Origin of the sequence: Citrobacter sp. R-1.5.2, from assembly GCF_035064245.1 — a bacterium.
In the GTDB taxonomy this organism is placed as follows: domain Bacteria; phylum Pseudomonadota; class Gammaproteobacteria; order Enterobacterales; family Enterobacteriaceae; genus Citrobacter.
Genome location: NZ_JASEYC010000011.1, coordinates 70,183 through 91,542, shown reverse-complemented (window position 1 = coordinate 91,542; position 21,360 = coordinate 70,183). Strand labels below are relative to the sequence as shown.

14 protein-coding genes are annotated in these 21,360 nt (G+C 52.9%); 12 read left to right on the top strand and 2 right to left on the bottom strand.

Annotation, left to right across the window (positions count from 1 at the left end; all coding sequences use genetic code 11):
• Positions 1-61 precede the first annotated feature (61 nt).
• Positions 62-757, bottom strand: a complete 696-nt coding sequence (gene mutH / locus QMN38_RS18450; RefSeq protein ID WP_323605564.1) for a DNA mismatch repair endonuclease MutH — start codon at positions 755-757, stop codon at positions 62-64.
• Between the two features lie 684 nt (positions 758-1,441).
• Between mutH and rppH the strand changes: the two genes are divergently transcribed.
• The 12 genes from rppH (at position 1,442) to recD (ending at position 19,836) form a co-directional block, all read left to right on the top strand.
• Positions 1,442-1,972: an RNA pyrophosphohydrolase gene (rppH, locus tag QMN38_RS18445; protein ID WP_003825602.1), complete on the top strand. Its 531-nt coding sequence runs from the start codon at positions 1,442-1,444 to the stop codon at positions 1,970-1,972.
• Between the two features lie 12 nt (positions 1,973-1,984).
• A complete protein-coding gene (gene ptsP, locus QMN38_RS18440) occupies positions 1,985-4,231 on the top strand; it encodes a phosphoenolpyruvate--protein phosphotransferase (RefSeq protein WP_323605563.1) in 2,247 nt (748 codons plus the stop codon).
• Positions 4,232-4,421: 190 nt separating this feature from the next.
• Positions 4,422-5,297 (top strand): prolipoprotein diacylglyceryl transferase, encoded by an 876-nt coding sequence (gene lgt, locus QMN38_RS18435; protein ID WP_048213109.1) that lies wholly within the window; start codon positions 4,422-4,424, stop codon positions 5,295-5,297.
• Positions 5,298-5,303: 6 nt separating this feature from the next.
• Positions 5,304-6,098 (top strand): thymidylate synthase, encoded by a 795-nt coding sequence (thyA, locus tag QMN38_RS18430; protein ID WP_005123418.1) that lies wholly within the window; start codon positions 5,304-5,306, stop codon positions 6,096-6,098.
• Between the two features lie 183 nt (positions 6,099-6,281).
• Positions 6,282-6,752, top strand: coding sequence for a prepilin peptidase-dependent protein (locus QMN38_RS18425; RefSeq protein ID WP_323605562.1), 471 nt, complete (start codon positions 6,282-6,284; stop codon positions 6,750-6,752).
• On the top strand, positions 6,743-7,306 hold the full coding sequence (locus QMN38_RS18420; protein WP_271456134.1) for a prepilin peptidase-dependent protein: 564 nt from the start codon (positions 6,743-6,745) through the stop codon (positions 7,304-7,306). Before QMN38_RS18425 ends, QMN38_RS18420 begins: the two co-directional genes overlap by 10 nt.
• Positions 7,303-7,710 carry a DUF2509 family protein gene (locus tag QMN38_RS18415; RefSeq protein ID WP_271449498.1) on the top strand — a complete coding sequence of 136 codons (408 nt, stop codon included), beginning with the start codon at positions 7,303-7,305 and terminating at the stop codon, positions 7,708-7,710. Before QMN38_RS18420 ends, QMN38_RS18415 begins: the two co-directional genes overlap by 4 nt.
• The gene (locus tag QMN38_RS18410) at positions 7,695-8,018 is read left to right on the top strand and encodes a prepilin-type N-terminal cleavage/methylation domain-containing protein (protein WP_137382699.1); all 324 of its coding nucleotides are present in this window, start codon (positions 7,695-7,697) and stop codon (positions 8,016-8,018) included. The genes QMN38_RS18415 and QMN38_RS18410 overlap by 16 nt, the downstream gene beginning before the upstream one ends.
• Before the next feature lie 12 nt (positions 8,019-8,030).
• Complete coding sequence (gene recC / locus QMN38_RS18405; protein ID WP_271456132.1) at positions 8,031-11,399, top strand: exodeoxyribonuclease V subunit gamma; 3,369 nt, start codon at positions 8,031-8,033, stop codon at positions 11,397-11,399.
• A 178-nt stretch (positions 11,400-11,577) separates the two neighbouring features.
• Positions 11,578-14,466, top strand: coding sequence for a pitrilysin (gene ptrA, locus QMN38_RS18400; protein ID WP_323605560.1), 2,889 nt, complete (start codon positions 11,578-11,580; stop codon positions 14,464-14,466).
• Complete coding sequence (recB, locus tag QMN38_RS18395) at positions 14,459-18,004, top strand: exodeoxyribonuclease V subunit beta (protein WP_323605558.1); 3,546 nt, start codon at positions 14,459-14,461, stop codon at positions 18,002-18,004. The genes ptrA and recB overlap by 8 nt, the downstream gene beginning before the upstream one ends.
• Positions 18,001-19,836 carry an exodeoxyribonuclease V subunit alpha gene (gene recD, locus QMN38_RS18390; protein ID WP_323605557.1) on the top strand — a complete coding sequence of 612 codons (1,836 nt, stop codon included), beginning with the start codon at positions 18,001-18,003 and terminating at the stop codon, positions 19,834-19,836. Before recB ends, recD begins: the two co-directional genes overlap by 4 nt.
• Positions 19,837-19,921: 85 nt before the next feature.
• Here recD and argA read toward each other — a convergent pair whose 3' ends face one another.
• Positions 19,922-21,253 (bottom strand): amino-acid N-acetyltransferase, encoded by a 1,332-nt coding sequence (argA, locus tag QMN38_RS18385; protein WP_323605556.1) that lies wholly within the window; start codon positions 21,251-21,253, stop codon positions 19,922-19,924.
• Positions 21,254-21,360 lie beyond the last annotated feature (107 nt).

Here is a 21,360-nt window from a genome sequence, read left to right as displayed (position 1 = left end):
GCCAAAAAAAAGAAGCGGTAATTATAGGCGCGTAACGCGACGGGCGAAAGGTTAGGGTGTGTTATTGCGGCTGGAATAGAAAATGCCGTTCCAGCAGTGCGCGCGTAAAGTTCTTCTTCAGGTAAAATCCGCGTGGCAGAGTCAGGATCGGTTCACCATGGGCACCGATAGCCTCGGTAAGCGCCCGGGCGTTGGCGGCTTTTGGGCGTAGTTGTAAAACTTCACCATGACGGGCGGTGATACGTTCGACGTGCCCTAACACAATCATGTCCATTAACTCTTCCCAGTCCAGACGTAACTGTCGATCTTCCTCTTCATTCGGACTCCACAACAGCGGGGATCCAACGCGACGTTCAGCCACAGGGATGCTGCGTTCACCTTCTACGGGTATCCACAATACGCGTTTAAGCTTGTGTCGAACATGGCTGGTTTCCCAGGTCACGCCGGTATTGCCGGTTAACGGTGCCACGCAGACAAAGGTCGTTTCCAACGGTCTGCCAAGGCTATCCACAGGGATCGTTTTTAACTCCACGCCCAGCGCGGCAAAATCCTGCTCCGGTTTACTGCCCGCACTGGCCCCAAGCCAAATTTCCAGCAGCACGCCAATCCAGCCTTTGTCCCGCTTCAGATCCTTTGGCGCGACGAGTCCAGCCATCGCCGCCAGTTCTCCCAGCGTGTAGCCCGAAAGTTGCCGTGCCTGGCGCAGCAACTGGGCTTCGGATTCAGGAGGCGAAAGCAATGGATGGAGTTCTGGCATCAGGTTTACCCTTGGGTTAAAAAATGAGCAATGATTTTATACCGTGTGGACAGAGTTTATCTTTTTCCACATGCTTTATCCAATTGCATGATTTATAGTGGTTTTTATATTTTTATGTAAAGTGTTGCGCAACAGAAAACTGGGTTTTCCAATTCTGGTCACTGACAATGAACAGGATCTTACACCATGTTATCCACAGAAAGATGGGATAACTGTGAAAAACCCCCACTACTGTTTCAATTTACAGCCTTGACGTGCGACGAAAATCGAATTTTCACACAAATTGTGCCTAACTTATTGGCATAATCTGTGGATAAAACCAACGCTGGTCGATCTTTCATCAGGTCGGAGATTGTATGCGTGATGCACATCACATTTCTGCATGTTTAGCTACAGTTGTTGCTTTTAACTTAATGAATATATAAGACTATTTTTGTTATGTGACGGATGTCTTATTCAGACTGTTCCGGGTTTTCCCATAGTAATTCCGTACTTCTTCACAACTATATCCACAGAAAAGGTGAATAAAATCGCCTATGTAGCGTATCTTCTGTTTATAACTTGGCCCTTTGCTGTGAGTTATTCAATTGTTATTAGAATATCGCGCCCTTAACAGAGTGGTTTACCGCCCCTCTGGAGTGTGAAACAATCGTTTGTATATAAGGTTTATGTTGAGGTAGTCCGGTGATTGATGACGATGGCTACCGCCCGAATGTAGGGATAGTAATTTGTAACCGCCAGGGGCAGGTCATGTGGGCCCGGCGATTTGGTCAGCACTCCTGGCAATTCCCGCAAGGCGGGATAAATGCAGGAGAGACAGCAGAGCAGGCGATGTACCGGGAACTCTTTGAAGAAGTCGGTCTGAGTCGTAAAGATGTACGGATCCTTGCTTCTACTCGTAACTGGTTGCGTTACAAGTTACCGAAACGTTTGGTGCGTTGGGACACAAAGCCGGTTTGTATCGGCCAGAAACAAAAATGGTTTCTTCTGCAGTTGGTCAGCAGCGATGCTGAAATCAATATGCAAACCAGCAGTACACCTGAGTTCGACGGCTGGCGCTGGGTGAGTTACTGGTATCCGGTTCGACAGGTGGTGTCATTTAAACGCGATGTCTATCGCAGGGTGATGAAAGAATTCGCAAGTGTTGTGATGGCGCTTCAGGAGAGCACTCCTAAGCCGCAAAGCGCACCTGCGTACAGACGTAAAAGAGGTTAAGCTACGCAAATTATGCTCACCCGCCTGCGCGAAATAGTCGAAAAGGTGGCCAGTGCCCCACGTCTTAATGAGGCGTTGAATATTCTGGTTACTGACATCTGTCTTGCGATGGATACAGAGGTCTGCTCGGTCTACCTGGCCGATCACGACCGACGCTGTTATTACCTGATGGCGACCCGAGGACTTAAAAAACCACGCGGTCGCACTGTTGCACTGGCGTTTGATGAAGGGATCGTTGGCCTGGTTGGCAGGCTGGCGGAACCTATCAACCTCGCCGATGCGCAAAAACACCCCAGCTTTAAATATATTCCTTCGGTGAAAGAGGAACGTTTTCGTGCGTTCTTAGGTGTACCGATCATTCAGCGGCGCCAGTTATTAGGTGTCCTGGTGGTACAGCAACGTGAGTTGCGCCAGTACGACGAAAGCGAAGAATCTTTTCTGGTTACGCTTGCCACACAAATGGCCGCTATTCTGTCTCAGTCGCAGTTAACCGCGCTATTTGGGCAATACCGGCAAACGCGTATCCGCGCGTTGCCTGCCGCACCCGGTGTGGCGATCGCTGAAGGCTGGCAGGATGCCACGCTGCCGCTGATGGAGCAGGTGTATCAGGCTTCAACGTTAGATCCGGCGCTTGAGCGTGAACGTCTGACTGGCGCACTGGAAGAAGCCGCGAATGAATTTCGCCGCTACAGTAAGCGTTTTGCTGCCGGGGCACAGAAAGAGACAGCGGCAATTTTTGATCTCTATTCGCACCTGCTCTCCGATACCCGTCTGCGCCGCGAGTTGTTTGCAGAAGTTGATAACGGCTCGGTGGCCGAGTGGGCGGTTAAGACGATCATTGAGAAGTTTGCCGAACAGTTTGCCGCGCTAAGCGATAACTATCTTAAAGAACGCGCCGGGGATTTGCGCGCCTTGGGGCAGCGTCTGCTGTTCCATCTTGATGACTCTGTTCAGGGACCGAATGCCTGGCCGGAACGTTTCGTGCTGGTGGCGGATGAGCTGTCTGCCACTACGCTGGCGGAACTTCCCCAGGACCGGTTGGTAGGGGTTGTCGTCAGGGATGGTGCCGCCAACTCTCACGCGGCGATTATGGTTCGTGCGCTGGGGATCCCGACCGTAATGGGGGCTGATATCCAGCCGTCTGTGTTGCACCGCCGCACGTTGGTGGTGGACGGTTATCGTGGCGAACTGTTGGTTGATCCGGAGCCGGTATTAATCCAGGAATATCAGCGTCTCATTAGTGAAGAGATCGAACTGAGCCGCCTGGCGGAAGATGATGTTAATCAACCGGCGCAGTTGAAAAGCGGCGAGCGCGTGAAGGTGATGCTCAACGCGGGGCTAAGTCCGGAACATGAAGAGAAGTTAGGTAGCCGAATTGACGGTATCGGGCTGTATCGTACTGAAATCCCGTTCATGCTGCAAAGCGGCTTTCCATCTGAAGAAGAGCAAGTTGCGCAGTATCAGGGCATGCTGCAGATGTTTAACGATAAGCCCGTAACTCTGCGTACGCTGGATGTCGGGGCCGATAAACAACTGCCGTACATGCCCATCAGCGAAGAGAATCCATGCCTTGGCTGGCGGGGTATCCGCATAACGCTCGATCAACCGGAGATCTTTTTGATCCAGGTTCGCGCCATGCTGCGTGCGAATGCGGCAACCGGAAACCTGAGCATTTTACTGCCGATGGTGACCAGTATTGATGAAGTGGATGAAGCGCGACGCCTGATAGAACGTGCCGGACGCGAAGTGGAAGAGATGATCGGCTACGAGATCCCAAAACCACGCATTGGCATCATGCTGGAAGTCCCGTCGATGGTGTTTATGTTGCCGCATTTGGCAAACAGGATCGATTTTATCTCGGTCGGGACCAACGACCTGACCCAGTATATTTTGGCTGTCGATCGGAACAACACGCGCGTTGCCAGCATTTATGACAGCCTGCATCCGGGGATGTTACGTGCGCTGGCGATGATTGCGCAGGAAGCGGAGAAAAGCGGCATCGATTTGCGATTGTGTGGTGAAATGGCGGGCGACCCGATGTGTGTCACCATCCTTATTGGGCTTGGTTTCCGTCATTTATCGATGAACGGGCGTTCTGTAGCACGTGTGAAATACCTGCTGCGCCATATCGATTTTGACGAAGCGCAAACGCTGGCGCAGCGCAGCCTGGAAGCGCAACTGGCGACGGAAGTACGTCATCAGGTGGCGGCCTTTATGGAGCGCCGTGGCATGGGGGGATTGATTCGCGGAGGATTGTAGGCCTGATAAGCGTAGCGCCATCAGGCAATACGGGGGGTAAAGATTACCTATACAGATCTTTTACATCTTCCCGGCATCCGCTGCGATCCCCTTGTGCTATCATTCGCACCTTTGGAGCGCCTGCATTATGCAGGCGCGCTTATCAATTGCTGTCTGACTTCAGCGAAATAACAAGAACTTGTGGTGACAGATGACCAGTAGCTATCTGCATTTTCCGGATTTCGATCCGGTCATTTTCTCAATTGGACCCGTCGCGCTTCACTGGTACGGCATGATGTACCTGGTGGGGTTTATTTTCGCGATGTGGCTGGCAACGCGCCGGGCTAATCGTCCAGGCAGTGGCTGGACCAAAAACGAAGTAGAAAACTTACTTTATGCAGGCTTCCTCGGGGTCTTCCTCGGCGGGCGTATTGGCTACGTGCTGTTCTATAACTTCCCGCTGTTCCTTGATAATCCGCTGTATCTGTTCCGCGTCTGGGATGGGGGCATGTCCTTCCATGGCGGGCTTATCGGGGTGATCCTGGTGATGATTATCTTCGCCAAACGCACCAAGCGTACATTCTTTCAGGTCTCTGATTTTATTGCTCCACTGATTCCGTTTGGTTTGGGCGCAGGTCGTCTGGGTAACTTTATTAACGGTGAACTGTGGGGGCGCGTCGACCCGAACTTCAAGTATGCCATGTTGTTCCCTGGCTCCCGTACTGAAGATATTTTATTGCTGCAAACCAACCCACAGTGGCAGTCTATTTTTGACACATACGGTTCTTTGCCTCGCCATGCCTCACAGCTTTATGAGATGGCGCTGGAAGGGGTTGTGCTGTTTATCATTCTTAACCTGTTTATTCGCAAACCTCGTCCGATGGGCTCGGTTTCCGGTCTGTTCCTGATTGGCTATGGCGCGTTTCGTATTATCGTCGAATTCTTCCGCCAGCCGGATGCGCAGTTTACCGGCACATGGGTCCAGTACATCAGCATGGGGCAGATCCTGTCTATCCCGATGATTGTCGCAGGTATTATTATGATGGTTTGGGCTTACCGTCGCAGCCCGCAGCAACACGTTTCCTGAGGAACCATGAAACAGTATTTAGAACTGATGCAAAAAGTGCTGGATGAAGGCACACAGAAAAACGACCGTACCGGAACCGGAACGCTTTCCATTTTTGGCCATCAGATGCGTTTTAATCTGCAGGAAGGGTTTCCTCTGGTTACGACTAAACGCTGCCATTTACGCTCGATCATCCATGAGCTGTTGTGGTTTTTGCAGGGCGACACCAACGTTGCCTACCTGCATGAAAACAACGTCTCAATCTGGGATGAATGGGCTGATGAGAACGGTAATTTAGGTCCGGTGTATGGCAAACAGTGGCGTGCATGGCCAACACCGGATGGCCGCCATATTGACCAGATCACGACGGTGCTGAACCAGTTGAAAAACGACCCGGATTCCCGTCGTATTATCGTTTCCGCGTGGAACGTAGGCGAACTGGATAAGATGGCGTTGGCACCGTGTCATGCGTTTTTCCAGTTCTACGTGGCGGATGGCAAACTCTCTTGCCAACTGTATCAGCGGTCATGCGATGTGTTCCTCGGTCTGCCGTTCAACATCGCCAGCTACGCCTTACTGGTTCACATGATGGCGCAGCAGTGCGATCTTGAAGTCGGTGATTTTGTCTGGACAGGCGGCGACACGCACCTGTACAGCAACCATATGGATCAGACACATCTGCAGCTTAGCCGTGAGCCACGCGCGTTGCCGAAGTTGGTTATCAAACGTAAACCCGATTCAATTTTCGACTATCGTTTCGACGACTTCGAAATTGAGGGTTACGATCCGCACCCAGGCATTAAAGCACCGGTCGCTATCTGATCGGGGTTAATCCTGTCACAACCGGCGCCTTACGCGTCGGTTTTTTTTACCTTACATTCCATTCTGCGGCGCTGATTCCTGAAGTTTTGCAACGTGATGCAATGCGATAAATATTCTCCGTAGCTTGCCGAAGAAGCTGAATTTCCCCCTCGTTATTAATTTCTCTCACGCCATACTGGCGGCATGAAAAAACAACAAGGCTACACGCTTCTCGAAACCCTGATTGCAATACTGATTGTCGCGGCGCTTGGCGCATCGGGGTTGTACGGTTGGCAGCGCTGGCAACAACAGCAGCGGTTATGGCAAACAGCCAGCCAGGTGCGGGATTACCTGCTGCAATTGCGTGAAGATGCTAACTGGCGCAATCGTGATCACGTCATCAACGTGCTCCGCGAAGGGGGGACATGGTGTCTGGCAAGCTCAGCGACGTCACAAACTTCGTGTCAGCCTGTTTCACCGTTGATATTTACGCCACTCTGGGCTGATGTCGAGATGGCAGAGATAACGCCGTCACTGGCTTTTTTCGGCCTACGTAATACCGCATGGGCCGGGCATATCTATCTGAAGAATACTGCAGGTGAATGGCGTGTGGTGGTGTCTGGTTGGGGACGAATCAGGCTTTGCGAACGCGGTGAGGCGGATCAATGTCGGTAAGTGAACGTGGCTTTTCACTGCTTGAGGTGCTTATCGCTATGGTGATAAGCAGCATTTTACTCCTCAGCGCTGCGCGATTTTTACCTGCGCTGCAGCGAGAGATTTTGCATAACTCTCGTCAGCTAGTGCTTGAAGATGAGCTTTGGCAGCGGATCTATACCGTGGCGAAGCATCTCCAGCGGGCTGGCTATTGTCGGGGAAACTGTATCGGAGAAGGGCTGATGATATCAGCCGCGGGAGACTGTGTGATTGCACGCTGGGATGCCAACAGCAACGGTGTCTGGGAAGATACTCCGGCAAAGGAGGCCGATGTCGTTGGGTTTCGTGTTCAAGATAAGGTGCTGGAAACCTTGCGTGGTGCAACAACCTGCGTGGGAAAAGGTTGGGAGAAAATGACCGATCCGAATTCTATTCAGATTGAGGTATTTCAGGTGGAGCGCCTGAATATTAACGGATTTGCGCCAGTGCTTTCGTTGCACCTGCGCGGGAGAAGCAACGCCGATCCTCAAAAGGTCATTGAGGCATTCTATGGCGTCACAGGATTCAATCTGTGAACCGTGAGCGAGGTGTTTCATCGCTTGCAATGGTGCTTTTACTCCTGGTACTCGGCAGTCTGTTGCTGCAAGGCGTGAGCCGACAGGAGGCGAGTTTTGCGTCGCGGGTGGCAACGGAAAGCCAGTCGCTACAACATCAGGCAGTGGTGCAATCCGCCATGGAATGGGCACGTATGCAGCCCTGGAGTTTGCAGATGGCAACGCAGTGTCGACGCTATACCACGCAGGGGGCGACAGTCTGCCTGCGTGTGCTCGACGACGATCTTGTGCTGCTTATTGCGCAATATGAAGGTATATCGTTATGGCGTCAGGGGATGATTATCGAGGGTACTATCGAATTCTCAGCGCATGGCTGGAGCGATTTCTGCCCGTTAAAGGTGCTGGCGCTATGTCTGATACCCTGAACAGACAGCGTGGTTTTAGCCTGCCGGAAGTGATGTTGGCAATGGTGCTGATGATTATGATCGTGACCGCGCTTTCGGGATATCAGCGGGCGCTGATGAAGAGCTTTTTAGTCAGAAGCCAGTATCAACAATTGTGGCATCACGCCTGGCAGCAAACACAGTTGCATGTGTTTTCACCACCTTTAAACTGGCAAATTAACCGAATGCAGACAACGGTAGCGGGATGTGTCAGCATCAATGTTAAAATTACTTCCCCTCTGGGCAGGCAGGGTCAGATGACACGACTGCACTGCCCAAATCGTCAGTAGTCAGGAGTCGCTATGTTAAGGGTCTACCACTCCAATCGTCTGGATGTGCTGGAAGCGTTGATGGAATATATCGTTGAGCGCGAGCGGCTGGACGACCCCTTTGAGCCCGAGATGATCCTGGTTCAAAGCACCGGTATGGCGCAGTGGTTGCAAATGACTCTGGCACAGAAGTTTGGTATTGCCGCTAACATTGATTTCCCGCTGCCAGCGAGTTTTATCTGGGATATGTTTGTGCGCGTATTGCCGGATATCCCAAAAGAAAGCGCATTCAGCAAACAGAGCATGAGCTGGAAGCTGATGACGCTGCTCCCCCAATTGCTGAATAACGATGAGTTCGCACTGTTACGCCACTATCTCACCGACGACACAGACAAACGTAAGCTGTTTCAGCTTTCATCACGCGCCGCGGATTTGTTCGACCAGTATTTAGTCTACCGTCCTGAATGGCTGACGCAGTGGGAGGCGGGGCAGCAGGTGGAAGGATTAGGGGATGCTCAGGCCTGGCAAGCGCCATTGTGGAAAGCACTGGTGGAATACACGGCTGAACTGGGACAGCCACGCTGGCATCGTGCCAATTTATATCAGCGGTTTATTCAGACCCTGGAAAGTACGTCTGACTGCCCACAAGGCTTGCCCTCGCGCGTCTTTATCTGTGGTATCTCCGCGCTACCGCCCGTGTATCTGCAGGCATTACAAGCGCTGGGTAAGCACATTGATATTCATCTGCTTTTTACCAATCCCTGTCGTTACTACTGGGGAGATATTAAAGACCCCGCTTATCTGGCTAAACTGTTGGCGCGTCAGCGTCGGCATAGCTTTGAAGAACGACATTTACCGCTGTTTCGCGATAGTCAGAATGCTGAAGGACTGTTTAACAGCGATGGTGAGCAGGATGTGGGGAATCCGATGTTGGCCTCATGGGGAAAACTCGGACGTGACTACATATATCTGCTTTCGGAACTGGAAAACAGCCAGGAGCTGGATGCGTTTGTCGATATCATCCCTGATAACCTTTTGCATAATATTCAGTCAGATATTCTTGAGCTGGACAGTCGGGCTGTGGCGGGAGTCAGTCTGGAGGAGTATTCACGTAGCGACAATAAACGGTTGCTTGAGCCGAATGATACTAGTGTGACGTTCCATGTCTGTCATAGCCCACAACGCGAAGTGGAAATACTCCACGACCGGTTGCTGGCAATGCTGGAAGCGGACCCAACGCTGACGCCGCGCGACATCATCGTGATGGTGGCGGATATCGACAGCTACAGTCCATTTATTCAGGCTGTCTTTGGCAGTGCACCGGCCGACCGTTACCTGCCGTATGCTATTTCCGATCGCCGGGCGCGTCAGTCTCATCCTGTCTTACAGGCGTTTATTAGCCTGCTTTCGCTACCGGACAGCCGCTTTGTCTCGGAGGATGTGCTGGCATTACTGGATGTGCCCGTGCTGGCTGCGCGTTTCAACATCAATGAAGAAGGGTTGCGCTATCTTCGTTTGTGGGTCAATGAGTCTGGAATTCGCTGGGGCATTGACGACGACAACGTGCGCGAACTCGCGCTTCCTCCAACTGGCCAGCATACCTGGCAATTTGGTTTAACACGTATGCTGCTGGGCTATGCGATGGAAAGCGCACAGGGGGAGTGGCAGTCGGTATTGCCCTATGATGAGTCCAGTGGTTTGATTGCCGAGTTAGTCGGGCATTTGGCCTCGCTGCTGATGCAGCTTAATCTCTGGCGCCGGGAGCTGGCAGTAGAGCGTCCGTTGGCGGCGTGGCTGCCTGTTTGTCGCGAAATGCTGAATGATTTCTTCCTGCCGGATGCTGATACCGAAGCCGCGATGACGCTGATTGAACAGCAGTGGCAGGCCATTATTGGCGAAGGTTTGGGAGCCGAGTATGACGGTGCCATACCGCTTTCGTTGTTGCGTGATGAGCTGGCACAGCGACTCGATCAGGAACGAATCAGCCAGCGTTTCCTGGCCGGGCCTGTCAATATCTGTACGCTGATGCCGATGCGCTCCATTCCTTTCAAGGTGGTGTGTCTGCTTGGTATGAACGATGGCGTTTATCCGCGCCAGCTTGCGCCGCTGGGCTTTGATCTGATGAGCCAAAAACCGAGGCGTGGTGACCGAAGCCGCCGTGATGATGACCGCTATCTGTTCCTGGAAGCGCTGATTTCGGCGCAGCAAACGCTCTATATCAGCTATATCGGCCGCTCAATCCAGGATAACAGTGAGCGCTTCCCGTCGGTGCTGGTGCAGGAACTTATGGATTACATTGGGCAAAGCCACTATTTGCCGGGCGATGAATTACTCACTAGCGATCAAAGTGAAGCGAAAGTAAAAGCGCACATTACCCGTTTACATACCCGTATGCCCTTTGATGCTCAAAACTATCTGCCTGGTGAGCAGCAAAGTTATGCGCGCGAGTGGTTGCCTGCGGCAAGCCTGTCAGGTAAAGCGCACACGGATTTTGTCCAGCCGCTCCCCTTTGAAATGCCTGAAACCCTGACGCTGGAAACGCTACAACGCTTTTGGGCTCATCCGGTGCGGGCGTTTTTCCAGATGCGCCTGAGGGTAAATTTCCGCTCTGAAGAGAGCGAGATCCCGGAAACTGAACCCTTTATCCTTGAAGGGCTTAGCCGCTATCAGCTTAATCAGCAGTTGCTTAACACGCTGGTCGAAGAACACGATGCAGAACGTTTGTTCCGCCGCTTCCGCGCTGCGGGGTCGCTTCCCTATGGTGCATTTGGCGAGATTCTCTGGGATACACAGCACCAGGAGATGCAGTCGCTGGCTGAGCGCATTATTGCCTGTCGTCAGCCCAGCCAAAGCATGGAAATTGATCTGACCTGTAATGGCGTACAAATTACGGGTTGGCTCCCGCAGGTACAGGAAGACGGATTGTTGCGCTGGCGCCCATCTCTGATAAGCGTTTCGCAGGGTGTGCAACTTTGGCTGGAACATCTTGTCTATTGTGCCAGTGGCGGCACGGGAGAAAGCCGGTTGTTCTTGCGTAAAGACGGTGAGTGGCGTTTCCCTCCGCTGGAAGTTGAACAGGCGTTACAGTATCTGTCGCAACTTATTGAGGGATATCGGGAAGGCATGTCATCACCGCTACTGGTATTACCGGAAAGTGGTGGGGCGTGGATAAAAACCTGTTATGACGCCGTAAATGATGCCATGTTAGATGACGATGATACGTTGCAAAAAGCGCGCAGTAAGTTTTTGCAGGCCTATGAAGGCAATATGATGGTACGTGGTGAAGGTGATGATATCTGGTATCAACGCCTGTGGCGTCAACTGGAACCTGAAACTCTGGAGACTATTGTTTTACAGTCTCAGCGCTATCTGTTACCGATTTTTCGATTTAATCAGTCGTGACGATTGTATAAAAATTGCGCAATTTGATGGCTTCCACTATGATGCGCTTTCTGTCACGGACTGATTCTTACAAAGAGAAGAGGCTGACGCGTTCAGCACAGAGTCTTGCCCTGTTCAGACCACGCTAAATGCGTTGTTTGCAGTGAACAGGTGAATACGTTAATGATGAGGTTTGTGAATGCCCCGCAGCACCTGGTTCAGCGCATTACTGTTGTTCGTCGCCTTTTGGGCGCCCGTAAGTCAGGCAGATACCGGTTGGCAGCCTTTAGCTGAAACCATCCGTAAAAGCGATAAAGATACCCGCCAGTATCAGGCCGTGCGCCTTGATAATGGCATGGTCGTGTTGTTGGTATCCGATCCTCAGGCCGTGAAATCCCTCTCTGCACTGGTGGTGCCTGTCGGCTCGCTGGAAGATCCGGACGATCATCAGGGGCTGGCACATTACCTTGAACACATGTGTCTGATGGGGTCGAAAAAATACCCACAGCCGGACAGCCTGGCCGAGTTTCTGAAAATGCACGGCGGTAGCCATAATGCCAGCACTGCGCCTTACCGCACCGCTTTCTATCTTGAAGTCGAAAATGACGCGCTGGTCGGGGCGGTAGATCGTCTGGCGGATGCGATTGCCGATCCGTTGCTGGATAAAAAATATGCCGATCGCGAGCGAAATGCCGTTAATTCTGAGCTGACGCTGGCGCGTACCCGAGACGGTATGCGTATGGCACAGGTGAGTGCGGAGACGATCAACCCGGCGCACCCTGGTTCGCGCTTCTCCGGCGGAAATCTGGAAACGTTGAGCGATAAGCCGGGTAACCCGGTGTTGAAAGCGTTACTGACATTCCATGAAAAGTACTACTCCGCTAACCTGATGAAGGCGGTGATTTACAGCAATAAACCGTTGCCAGAGTTGGCGAAGATAGCTGCTGACACCTTTGGACGCGTGCCAAACAGAAATATCGAAAAACCGGAAATAACCGTCCCGGTTGTCACCGACGCGCAAAAGGGCGTCATCATCCACTATGTTCCCGCGATGCCGCGTAAAGTGCTGCGCGTTGAGTTTCGTATCGATAACAACAGCGCACAGTTCCGCAGCAAAACCGATGAGCTGGTGACCTACCTGATTGGTAATCGCAGCCCGGGAACGTTGTCTGACTGGTTGCAAAAGCGGGGATTAGTTGAGGGCATTCGTGCGGACTCCGATCCTGTCGTTAATGGCAACAGCGGTGTGTTAGCGATTTCCGCGACGTTAACCGACAAAGGGCTGGCAAATCGAGATGAGGTTGTCGCCGCAATATTTAGTTATATCAATTTGTTACGTGAAAAAGGTGTCGATAAACGCTATTTTGATGAGCTGGCGCACGTGCTGGATCTCGACTTCCGTTACCCCTCTATCACCCGTGATATGGACTATGTGGAATGGTTGGCCGATACCATGATCCGCGTGCCTGTCGAGCATACGCTCGATGCAGTGAATATTGCCGACCGGTACGATGGCAAAGCCGTTGAGCAACGGCTAGCGATGATGACGCCGCAGAATGCGCGTATCTGGTATATCAGTGAGAAAGAGCCACACAATAAAACCGCTTATTTTGTCGATGCGCCTTATCAGGTAGATAAAATCAGCGAGAAAACATTCGCCGACTGGCAGCAAAAAGCGCAGGGCATTGCTCTGTCGTTGCCGGAGCTGAACCCGTATATTCCGGATGATTTCACGCTGATTAAGACGGATAAAAAATATGCTCATCCGGAGCTGATCGTTGATGAACCTGATTTACGCGTGGTGTATGCCCCGAGTCAATATTTTGCCAGCGAGCCAAAGGTTGATGTCAGTGTGATACTGCGTAACCCGAAAGCGATGGACAGTGCCAGAAACCAGGTCTTATTCGCTCTGAACGATTATCTGGCGGGTATTGCACTCGACCAGTTAAGTAACCAGGCCGCAGTGGGTGGTATTGGTTTTTCTACTAACGCTAATAACGGGCTGATGCTCAATGCCAATGGCTATACTCAGCGTTTGCCACAGCTTTTTCAGGCGCTGCTGAGCGGTTATTTCAGTTACACCTCAACAGATGAACAGCTGGAACAGGCGAAATCCTGGTATGCCCAGATGATGGACTCTGCGGAGAAAGGCAAAGCCTACGATCAGGCGATCATGCCGGTTCAGATGCTGTCCCAGGTACCGTACTTTTCACGTGATGAACGGCGTGAGCTGTTGCCATCTATTACGTTGAAAGAAGTGATGGCCTACCGTGACACCTTAAAAGCCGGTGCGCGTCCCGAATTCCTGGTGATCGGCAATATGAGTGAAACTCAGGCAAAAACCATGGCTCGGGATATCCAGAAGCAGCTTGGTGCGAATGGCTCACAGTGGTGCCGAAACAAAGATGTTGTGGTAGACAAGAAGCAGTCAGTCATCTTTGAAAAAGCGGGCAGTAGTACGGATTCAGCGCTGGCGGCGGTGTTTGTACCCACCGGCTATGACGAGTACACCAGCTCGGCTTACAGCGCGATGTTAGGACAGATTGTTCAACCGTGGTTCTACAATCAACTGCGTACTGAAGAGCAATTAGGTTATGCCGTCTTTGCTTTCCCAATGAGCGTTGGCCGCCAGTGGGGAATGGGCTTCCTGTTGCAAAGCAGTGACAAGCAACCGTCCTATCTCTGGGAACGCTATAAGGCATTTTTCCCGACGGCGGAAGCGAAGCTGCGGGCGATGAACGCTGATGAGTTTGCACAAATTCAGCAGGCGATCATCGCGCAAATGCTGCAGGCTCCGCAAACTTTGGGGGCCGAAGCCTCTCAGTTAAGCAAAGATTTCGATCGCGGCAATATGCGCTTCGATTCACGTGATAAAATCGTGGCTCAGATTAAACTGCTGACGCCGCAAAAGCTTGCCGACTTCTTCCATCAGGCGGTGGTTGAGCCGCAAGGCATGGCGATACTGTCACAGGTTTCCGGTAGCCAGAATGGGAAAGCAGAATATGTGCACCCGGAAGGCTGGAAAGTGTGGCAGACCGTCAGCGCGTTGCAGCAAACCTTACCCCTGATGAGTGAAAAGAATGAATGATGCCGCTGAGCCCCTTGATCCCCTACGCTTGCCCCTGACGGGCGAGCGTCTGATTGAAGCCTCCGCAGGCACCGGTAAGACCTTTACCATCGCCGCCCTGTATTTACGTTTACTGCTTGGACTGGGCGGCCCTGCCGCCTTTCCTCGTCCTCTGACTGTCGAAGAGCTGCTTGTGGTTACTTTCACTGAAGCCGCTACAGAAGAGCTGCGTGGTCGAATTCGTAGCAATATCCATGAACTACGCATCGCCTGCCTGCGTGAAACCACGGATAACCCGCTCTACGCTCGTTTGTTGGAAGAAATCGCCGATAAAAAGCAGGCCGCACAGTGGTTGTTATTGGCTGAAAGGCAGATGGATGAAGCCGCGGTGTTTACCATCCACGGCTTTTGTCAGCGCATGCTTAGTCTGAATGCCTTTGAGTCAGGCATGTTGTTTGAACAGCAGTTGATTGAGGATGAGTCGCTGCTGCGCTATCAGGCCTGCGCAGACTTCTGGCGTCGACATTGTTACCCGCTGTCTCGCGACATTGCACAGGTTGTTTTTGAAACGTGGAAAGGTCCACAGGCGCTGCTGAGGGATATCGATCGCTACCTGCAGGGTGAATCCCCGGTGATTAAAGCGCCACCGCCAGCCGATGAAACGCTGGCAGCCCGGCACGAAAAAATTCTGACGCGTATCGACCAGATTAAGCAGCAATGGCGAGATTCCGTTGCTGAACTGGACGGTTTACTGGAAGCATCCGGGATCGACAGACGTAAATTTAATCGTGGTAATCAGGGAAAGTGGATCGAAAAGATCAGCGCCTGGGCACAGGAAGAAACCCGAAGCTACCAGCTTCCTGACGCACTGGAGAAATTCTCTCAGCGTTTTCTGGAAGACCGCACCAAAGCTGGTGGTGTAACCCCTCAACATCCGCTGTTTGTCGCGATTGATGAACTGCTGAGTGAACCGCTGACAATCCGCGATCTGGTGATCACCCGGGCATTGTCGGAAATCCGCGAGGCGGTCGCACAGGAGAAACGCCGACGCGGTGAGCTTGGTTTTGACGATATGCTCAGTCGCCTGGACGCGGCGCTGCGTAGCGAAAGCGGCGATGCGCTGGCGGCGGCCATTCGTACCCGTTTCCCGGTGGCGATGATTGATGAATTCCAGGATACCGACCCGCAGCAATACCGTATTTTCCGCCGTATCTGGCAGCATCAACCGGATACAGCATTGTTGCTGATAGGCGATCCGAAACAGGCTATTTACGCCTTTCGTGGCGCGGATATTTTTACCTACATGAAGGCGCGTAGCGAAGTCAGCGCGCACTATACGCTTGATACCAACTGGCGTTCGGCCCCTGGCATGGTCAATAGCGTGAATACGCTTTTCAGTCAGATGGACGACGCCTTTATGTTCCGCGAAATCCCCTTTAGCCCGGTAAAATCTGCAGAAAAAAACCAGGCGCTTCAGTTTGTTTTACACGGTGAAACGCAGCCGGCGATGAGTATGTGGCTGATGGAAGGGGACAGTTGCGGTGTGGGTGATTATCAGAACTTTATGGCCCAGGTGTGTGCGACACAAATTCGCGATTGGCTTAAAGCCGGGCACTCTGGCGAAGCGTTGCTGGTCAGCGGTAAAACGTCCAGGCCGGTACGTGCGTCTGATATTAGCGTACTGGTGCGCAGCCGTCAGGAGGCGGCGCTGGTACGCGATGCGTTGACGCAACTGGCCATCCCATCGGTGTATCTTTCTAACCGTGACAGCGTCTTTGATACGCTGGAAGCCCAAGAACTGCTGTGGGTTCTGCAGGCAGTGATGACGCCGGAGCGTGAAAATACGCTGCGTAGTGCGTTGGCAACCTCAATGATGGGATTGAATGCGCAGGATATTGAAGCGCTGAATACTGACGAAAAAGCCTGGGATGCGGTTGTTGAGGAATTTGATAGCTACCGACAGATCTGGAATCGACGCGGCGTGATGCCCATGCTGCGCGCGCTGATGTCCGCTCGCCATATTGCGGAAAACCTGTTGGCAACGGCAGGGGGCGAACGCCGTCTGACCGACATTTTGCATATCAGCGAGCTGTTGCAGGAGGCGGGGGCGCAACTGGAAAGCGAGCATGCGCTGGTACGCTGGTTATCGCAACATATTCTGGAGCCCGACAGCAATGCGTCCAGCCAGCAGCTCAGGCTGGAAAGTGATAAGCATCTGGTCAAAATCGTCACTATCCATAAATCGAAAGGGCTGGAATATCCACTCGTCTGGCTGCCGTTTATCACGAATTTTCGCGTCCAGGATCAGGCGTTCTATCACGATCGCAGTTCGTTTGAAGCCGTGCTGGATCTCAGCGAAGCGGATGAAAGCGTTGAACTGGCAGAGGCTGAACGTCTGGCAGAAGACTTGCGCTTGCTTTACGTCGCGCTCACCCGCTCGGTCTGGCACTGTAGTCTTGGCGTGGCACCGTTGGTCCGCCGTCGGAGCGATAAGAAAGGTGATACCGATGTGCATCAAAGTGCTCTTGGTCGCCTGTTGCAACGGGGTGAACCAATGGATGCCGCAGGTCTGCGTAGCGCTATTGAGGCGCTGTGCGGTGAGGATATCGCCTGCCTGACGCCGAAAGAACCGGATGGAGAGCGCTGGCAGGTTGTACAGCCTGCCAGTTCTACGTTGAATGCAAAAATGCTGCAACGAACGCCTGGTGACAGTTGGCGTGTTACCAGCTATTCCGGTCTGCAACAGCGTGGGCATGGTATTGCACAGGATCTGATCCCACGCCTGGATATCGACGCGGCAGGTGTTGGTGAAACCATTGAGGAATCGGGCCTTACGCCACACCAGTTTCCTCGCGGCGCGTCACCGGGGACATTTTTGCATAGCTTGTTTGAAGATCTGGATTTCACCCAGCCGGTTGAGCCAATGTGGGTACAAGAAAAGCTTGCGCTTGGCGGATATGACGCGCACTGGGAGCCCGTTCTGACGCAGTGGCTGGATACTATTTTGCATGCGCCGCTCAATGAAACCGGTGTGAGTTTGAGCGATCTTTCTGCGCGTGAAAAACAGGTGGAGATGGAGTTTTACCTGCCGATTTCGCAACCGCTGGTGGCCGACCAGCTCGATGCAGTGCTCCGTAAATACGATCCTCTTTCGGCTGGCTGCCCGCCGCTGGACTTTATGCAGGTACGCGGCATGCTGAAAGGGTTTATTGACCTGGTGTTCCGCCACCAGGGGCGGTATTACCTGCTCGACTACAAGTCAAACTGGCTGGGTGAAGACAGTTCTGCGTATACCCAGCAGGCAATGGCCTCAGCCATGCAGGCGCACCGCTACGATCTGCAGTATCAGTTGTATACCCTGGCGCTGCACCGTTATCTGCGCCATCGCATCGCTGATTATGACTATGAACGCCATTTTGGCGGCGTTATCTATCTTTTCCTGCGTGGCGTTGACGGCGACGATCCGCAGCAGGGAATTTTCGCCACCCGACCCAATGGGGAATTGATCGCGTTGATGGACGAGATGTTTGCCGGTGCGGCTCTGGAGGAGATGCAATGACAATCCAGAAACGATTGCTGGAGGCCGTAGAGCAAAAACAGCTCCGTCCTTTGGATGCACAGTTTGCGCTGGCGGTTGCAGGAAATGACAACCCTGCCGTTACGCTGGCGGCGGCTCTGCTCAGCCGTGACGCGGGCGAGGGGCACGTTTGCTTACCGCTTTCCCGACTATCTTTACGCGAAGATGCCCATCCACTGTTGAGCGCCTGGCTGTGCGAGGCCGGTGAACCGGAAGATTGGTCGGAATGCCTGCTGGCCTCCGCTGCGGTAAGCCACGGCGAACAGCCAACACCGCTGGTGTTATATGACAATCGCCTGTATTTGAACCGTATGTGGAATAACGAACGCACGGTGGCCCGTTTTTTCAGTGAGGTAAACCAGGCCATTGAGGTGGATGAGCCTCGGTTGATCTGCACGCTGGAAGCGCTCTTCCCGCCATCGGAAGGCGTGAACTGGCAAAAAGTAGCGGCTGCTGTGGCGCTGACCCGCCGTATATCGGTGATCTCCGGGGGACCAGGCACCGGTAAAACGACAACGGTAGCCAGACTGCTGGCAGCATTGATTCAGATGGCGGAGGGGGAGCGTTGTCGCATCCGTCTGGCAGCACCGACGGGAAAAGCGGCAGCACGTCTGACGGCATCGCTGGGGGCGGCACTGCGTGAGTTACCGCTGACCGATGAGCAAAAGAAACGTATTCCTGATGATGCCAGCACGCTGCACCGGTTGTTAGGCGCACAGCCAGGTAGCCAGCGTCTGCGCCATCATGCGGGTAATCCGCTGCATCTGGACGTGCTGGTGGTGGACGAAGCTTCCATGATTGATTTGCCCATGATGTCGCGCCTTATCGATGCACTACCGCCGCACGGACGGGTGATTTTTCTTGGCGATCGTGACCAGCTTGCTTCTGTCGAGGCGGGGGCCGTGCTGGGAGACATTTGTGCATTTGTGAATGACGGATTTACCCCGGAACGTGCCAAACAACTCAGTCGGCTGACCGGTAGTCCCATTCCAGCGGGAACCGGAACTCAGGCCGCGTCTTTGCGTGACAGTTTATGCTTGCTGCAAAAGAGTTACCGTTTTGGCAGTGATTCTGGCATCGGTCAACTGGCTGCGGCCATTAATCGGGGTGACAAGGCCGCGGTTAAAACCGTTTTCCAACAGGGATTCGGTGATATCGAAAAGCGTACGCTTAATAGCAGCGAAGATTACACCGCGATGCTGGATGAAGCCCTGACGGGGTATGGTCGCTACCTGGATTTACTGCGTGAAGGGGCTACGCCGGACACCATTATTCAGGCCTTCAATGATTATCAGTTGCTGTGTGCACTGCGCGAAGGTCCATTTGGCGTTGGCGGATTGAATGAGCGCATTGAGCTGGCGATGGTGCAAAAACGTAAAATTTACCGATTTGCACACTCTCGCTGGTATGAAGGGCGACCGATAATGATTGCGCGTAATGACAGTTCGCTGGGGCTGTTTAACGGTGATATCGGCATCGCGCTCGATCGTGGTGATGGTTTACGCGTGTGGTTTGCATTACCGGATGGCTCTATCAAGTCGGTGCTGCCTGGCCGTTTGCCGGAGCATGAAACGACCTGGGCGATGACAGTACACAAATCACAGGGTTCTGAGTTCGACCATGCGGCGTTGATTTTGCCCAGCCAGCATTCGCCAGTTGTTACCCGAGAGTTGGTGTATACCGCAGTGACCCGTGCCCGCCGCCGCTTGTCGCTGTATGCCGATGAGCGGATTTTGAGTAGCGCCATTGCTACGCGCACTGAACGCCGCAGCGGATTGTCAGCATTATTTAATGACGGCCTGCAGTGTGCCTGATGGCGACGCTAACGCTTCTTATCAGGCCTACGGTGCCAGCGAGGTAGGCCGGATAAGGCATTTATGCCGCATCCGGCAATGACTACTATCCCAGATCCGACATCAATACTTTTGACCGCCGCTGATAGTTGTACATCTCTTTTTTGCTTTCCGGCAGCAGATCGATATCGACCGGCGTGAAGCCGCGCTCCTGGAACCAGTGAATGCTGCGCGTCGTCAACACGAACAGCTTGCTGAGCCCCATTTGTCTGGCCTGCACTGCAATCCGCTCCAGCAAAACTTCGCCGCGTGATGAGCTACGGTAGTCCGGATGTACTGCCACGCACGCCATTTCACCAATCTTCTCCTCCGGAAAAGGGTACAGGGCGGCACAGGCAATGGTCAGATTATCGCGCTGAATTATGGTGAACTTGTCGATCTCCATTTCCAGTTGTTCACGGGAACGACGCACCAGAATACCTTGCTGCTCCAAAGGACGAATCAATTCCAGAATGCCGCCAATATCGTTAATGGTGGCGCGACGGATCTGCTCGGCGCTTTCCATCACGATTTGCGTACCGATCCCATCGCGGGAGAACAGTTCTTGTAACAACGCGCCATCTTCCTGATAGCTAATCAGGTGACAACGGCGCACGCCGCTACGGCAGGCTTTAACGGCACCGCGCAGGAAACGCACCGTACCGGAGCTGTAATCACCTTTCTCTTCCTGTGACTCAACACGCGCTTGCGCTTCGTTGGGAAAGAGTTCGGAAACAATATCGCCATTATCGTTAGTCACCCCTTGAGAGGAGCAAAAACCGATCATTTTCTCTGCTTTCAGTTTGATCGCCAACTGGGTGGCGACCTCTTCGGACGTCAAGTTAAAGCTCTCGCCGGTCACGGAAACGGCGACCGGGCCCAGCAGAACAATAGCACCGCTGTCCAGTTGACGGTGAATTGCTTCTTCATCAATTCGACGAATACGTCCGCTATGGCAGTAATCCACACCGTCATCCACACCCAACGGTTGCGAGATAATAAAATTACCGCTGACCACATTGATGTGTGCGCCCTGCAAAGGCGTATTGTTCAGACTCATCGACAGGCGGGCGGTAATATCAAGCTGAAGCAAACCCGCAGCCTGCTTGACCAGCTCCAGGGTTTTGGCGTCGGTAACGCGCGTATTTTTGTGATACACCGGTTCATGGTGATGCGCGGCCAGATTGGCATCAATCTGCGGCCGTGCGCCATAGACTACGACAAGGCGAATGCCGAGGCTATGAAGGAGACCAATGTCATTGACGATACTGGAAAAGTTTTCATGCTCGATGGCTTCGCCGCCCAGCATAATGACAAACGTTTTTCCCCGATGGGTATTGATATAGGGAACAGAATGGCGGAATCCCTGTACCAGTTCGGTTCTACGTTCCTTCACCACGGCACACCCTCATTGCATGATTATTCGTAATTAATGTATTTTTATTCTGTTTCTGCCCTGTGTGCAAGCGTAATTTTTACCCCAGCCGAAGATTTTCTTCAGTAATA